General features: G+C 43.6%; 5 protein-coding genes and 1 pseudogene. 3 read left to right on the top strand and 3 right to left on the bottom strand.

The window, feature by feature from the left end; all coding sequences use genetic code 11:
* The 3 genes from EA14781_RS25545 to EA14781_RS21850 form a co-directional block, all read left to right on the top strand.
* Nucleotides 1-191, top strand: a 191-nt coding sequence (locus tag EA14781_RS25545) for a hypothetical protein (RefSeq protein WP_218186748.1), incomplete at its 5' end; no start/stop codon positions are given.
* Nucleotides 192-309: 118 nt separating this feature from the next.
* Complete coding sequence (locus tag EA14781_RS21855) at nt 310-1,428, top strand: ISAs1 family transposase (protein ID WP_042336288.1); 1,119 nt, start codon at nt 310-312, stop codon at nt 1,426-1,428.
* Between the two features lie 113 nt (nt 1,429-1,541).
* The gene (locus tag EA14781_RS21850; RefSeq protein ID WP_000543515.1) at nt 1,542-1,880 is read left to right on the top strand and encodes a hypothetical protein; all 339 of its coding nucleotides are present in this window, start codon (nt 1,542-1,544) and stop codon (nt 1,878-1,880) included.
* Nucleotides 1,881-1,956: 76 nt separating this feature from the next.
* Here EA14781_RS21850 and pncA read toward each other — a convergent pair whose 3' ends face one another.
* The 3 genes and pseudogenes from pncA to EA14781_RS21835 form a co-directional block, all read right to left on the bottom strand.
* Nucleotides 1,957-2,598 carry a bifunctional nicotinamidase/pyrazinamidase gene (gene pncA / locus EA14781_RS21845; RefSeq protein WP_000149682.1) on the bottom strand — a complete coding sequence of 214 codons (642 nt, stop codon included), beginning with the start codon at nt 2,596-2,598 and terminating at the stop codon, nt 1,957-1,959.
* A 10-nt stretch (nt 2,599-2,608) separates the two neighbouring features.
* Nucleotides 2,609-3,625, bottom strand: a complete 1,017-nt coding sequence (gene ansA / locus EA14781_RS21840; RefSeq protein ID WP_001170181.1) for an asparaginase — start codon at nt 3,623-3,625, stop codon at nt 2,609-2,611.
* Nucleotides 3,626-3,757: 132 nt separating this feature from the next.
* A pseudogene (locus tag EA14781_RS21835) lies at nt 3,758-4,007 on the bottom strand (SIMPL domain-containing protein); the annotation flags it as partial.

The raw sequence follows: 4,007 nt of genomic DNA, 5'->3' as shown, positions 1-4,007 counted from the left end.
CACCCATTCTAAATTGGTTTGCAATTAGGTGGAGTAACAAGAAAATAGATAGTGTTTATACACTCGAAGTTTTTATTCATTCTAATTATCTAAATAATAAACCTGACAGGACTGAAATTAATACATTGATTAATGAGTCGGAATTGGATATTGATTTTAAAAAACGTATTTTTGAAGATCTTGGCTCTTAAATTCTTACTCAGATAAAAATTATCAGAAGTACACTTTTGTACTAAATGATTCGCAGTTTATATATAATCAAATACCCTATTATATGAATAAGTAAAACGAAATGGGACTTAAAAATTGATGGAGCATATTTCTATTATCCCCGATTACAGACAAGCCTGGAAAGTGGAACATAAATTGTCAGATATTATGCTTCTGACTATTTGCGCCGTCATTTCTGGTGCAGAAGGTTGGGAAGATATAGAGGATTTCGGTGAGACGCATCTCGATTTTTTGAAGCACTATGGTGATTTTGAAAATGGTATTCCTGTTCACGATACCATTGCCAGAGTTGTATCCTGTATCAGTCCTGCAAAATTTCACGAGTGCTTTATTAACTGGATGCGTGACTGCCACTCATCAAATGATAAAGACGTCATTGCAATTGATGGAAAAACGCTCCGGCACTCTTATGACAAGAGTCGTCGCAGGGGAGTGATTCATGTCATTAGTGCGTTCTCAACAATGCACAGTCTGGTCATCGGACAGATCAGGACGGATGAGAAATCCAGTGAGATTACTGCTATCCCTGAACTTCTTAACATGGTGGATATTAAAGGGAAAATCATCACAACTGATGCGATGGGTTGCCAGAAAGATATTGCAGAGAAGATACAAAAACAGGGAGGTGATTATTTATTCGCTGTAAAAGGAAATCAGGGTCGACTTAATAAAGCCTTTGAGGAAAAATTCCCGCTGAAAGAATTAAATAATCCAGATCATGACAGTTACGCAATGAGTGAAAAAAGTCACGGCAGAGAAGAAACCCGTCTCCATATTGTTTGCGATGTTCCTGATGAATTTATCGATTTTACATTTGAATGGAAAGGACTGAAGAAATTATGCCTGGCAGTGTCATTTCGGTCAATAATAGCTGAACAAAAGAAGGAGTCAGAAATGACGGTCAGATATTATATCAGTTCTGCTGATTTAATCGCTGAGAAGTCTGCGACAGCGATTCGGAATCATTGGCATGTGGAGAATAAGCTGCACTGGCGTCTGGACGTGCTAATGAATGAAGACGACTGCAAAATAAGAAGAGGAAACACAGCAGAGTTATTTTCAGGGATACGACACATTGCTATTAATATTTTAACGAAAGATAAGGTATTCAGGGCAGGGTTAAGACGTAAGATGCGAAAAGCAGCCATGGACAGAAACTACCTCGCATCAGTCCTTGCGGGGAGCGGGCTTTCGTAATCTTGCCCTGTATTATAAGTCAGATGCAGGGGAAATAATCAGATTTAAAGAAAGTATCGCTGTACTTGAAAATAATGATATGGGCTATAAGTGGTGAATCTGGAGTAACTTAGATGCATTGTCTAAAAGTATTCATTCGTTGGTTGAAGGGGGATTATCCTCTTAGTTTTACTTACTGGATAACGGCAATTTTGCCATCGATGATGATGGGATTATTTTTTTATACCCTCAATTATCAAATGTTACACGCCACCATTGATATAGATATCGCTGGATATTTATCTTTATTGGTAATGCTTTTATATATCATTTATACCCCGCTTTCTCTTTGTGCAGTGTTTTGTAGTGCTATAAAATATAACGGCTTGATATTATGGAAAATTCTTGCCTTAATTATTGTGGCTCGGGGTGTTTTTTATTATTTTCAGATAATAGTAGGCATTGTGTTCTAAAAAAACAGACTTAATTTATATCCGGTGCTAAATTAAGTCTGCATTCAATCCAGGAGATCTTATTTATCCTAAAAAATTATCTCTGCGTCTCTTCCCAGTCCGCCAGCGTATACAACGTTGCACCTGCAACTGACATCTCCATAAACGCGTTCGCACTGTCCTGTGGCTGGATATTCACGCCGCGACAACCATCGGTGATGACATTTACGCTATAACCTAGTTGCAACGCGTCCAGTACAGTGAACTTTACGCAGTAATCAGTAGCCAGACCCATAACGATCAATTCATTGATTTCATGGTTATGTAACCAGTCATCGAGTGCGGTTTTCTGCCGACGACCATTGTCAAAAAAGGCGCTGTAACTGTCGACTAAAGGGTTTTCACCTTTATGGAACACTGCTGCGATCGCTGTTTGCTTCAGTAACGGATGCAATTGCGCTCCTTCACTGTTTTGCACACAGTGATCTGGCCAGAAAGTTTGCGGCAAGCCGTCAAGTTGGCCCTGAGTATAACTCTCTACACCGTGCTGGCTGGCAAAGCTGCCGTGATTAGCCGGGTGCCAGTCCAGACTGGCGATAACCGGTTCTCCGCGTGACTGACACCAGTCCATCAGGCGATTGGCGACATCTACAGTGCTGTCGCCTTCTGGAACAGCAAGCGCGCCACCAGCACAGAAATCATTTTGTATATCGACCAGTAACAGGGCGCGATGGGTCATTACAGTCTCCTTAATCATCTGGCGTCAGTTCGCCGCGCAGGTTTTGGCTCATGGCCTTGCGAATAGTTTCGGTATCCAGTTTCTGGCTAAGCAGATAGTGTAGTTTGGTTAGCGTGGCTTCTACGGTCATATCCGCGCCGCCAATAACTCCAGCATGGGCAAGTGCGTTGCCGGTGGCGTACCCTCCCATATTGACTTTACCGGACATACATTGTGTCAGGTTAACCACCACAATCCCACGATCGCTGGCTTCTTGTAATTCTTGCAGGAAAGCTTTGTTTTGCGGCGCATTGCCCACGCCGTAAGAGCGCAGTATCAACGCTTTCACTGGTTGACGGAGGAAATTACGCACGACGTCAGCAGAAATCCCTGGATAAATTGTTACCACGCCGATTGGTTGTGGGGTAATCGGATGAACGATCAATGGCCCCTCGCTGTGCGGGGCAGGTGGTGTATTCAAACGACGAATATGGATACCCGCTTCCAGTAACGGAGGGAGATTTGGTGAGGCGAAAGCATCAAAACCATCAGCATGAGCTTTGGTGGTGCGGTTGCCGCGATACAGACGATTATTGAAAAAAAGCGTTACTTCATTAATCGGATAGTTAGCGGCAACATATAACGCATTCAGCAAATTAATTTGTCCATCGGAGCGCAATTCTGCCAGCGGGATCTGTGACCCGGTCACTATGACGGGCTTACCAAGATTTTCCAGCATGAACGAGAGCGCAGACGCGGTGTACGCCATAGTATCGGTGCCGTGCAAAATGACAAAACCATCGTAGTTGTCATAATGCGCTTTAATATCTTCAGCGATATGTTGCCAGTCTTCTGGCGTCATATCAGAAGAGTCCATCAGCGGCGTATATTCATGAATGGTGAAATCAGGCATCTCCGGGCGATGGAATTCTGGCATCAGCGCCAACTGGCGTTGCAGATGGCCCGACACCGGAATATATCCCTGCTCGGAACGTTGCATTCCGATGGTTCCGCCCGTGTAGGCAACATAAATTGATTTCTTTTGCATGATATTGATATGAATGATATCGAAAGAGCGAAAGTATATACGCGAGGGACGGTAAGCGCACCTGGATACTATGCAGAGAGAAGGAAAGCGCGACGGAACGCCTGGAATGACGTTCCGTTGAAGCGGTTCTGATTAATCCACCAGCTCATAGGTTACAGTTGTCACTACCCGGACCGTTTTATTCATTGCGGCGGGATCGTCCTCGTCACTGCCGCTGGCGAGGATCTGAAAGACACCTTGTGATGCGTCGCTAATTGAACCAACCTGACTACCTGAATCTGTCGCAAATTGTAGCGCAGCATTTCGCGCGTCTTTTGTTGCGGCGGCAATCATCTGCGCCGATACCATTAAAACGATAGGCAATTTTACTATCAGCAATAGC

The sequence above is a fragment of the Escherichia albertii NBRC 107761 = DSM 17582 genome (assembly GCF_000759775.1).
GTDB lineage: Bacteria > Pseudomonadota > Gammaproteobacteria > Enterobacterales > Enterobacteriaceae > Escherichia > Escherichia albertii.
Note: the sequence above shows the minus strand (reverse complement) of the source record. Positions and strands in the feature narration are given on the sequence as shown.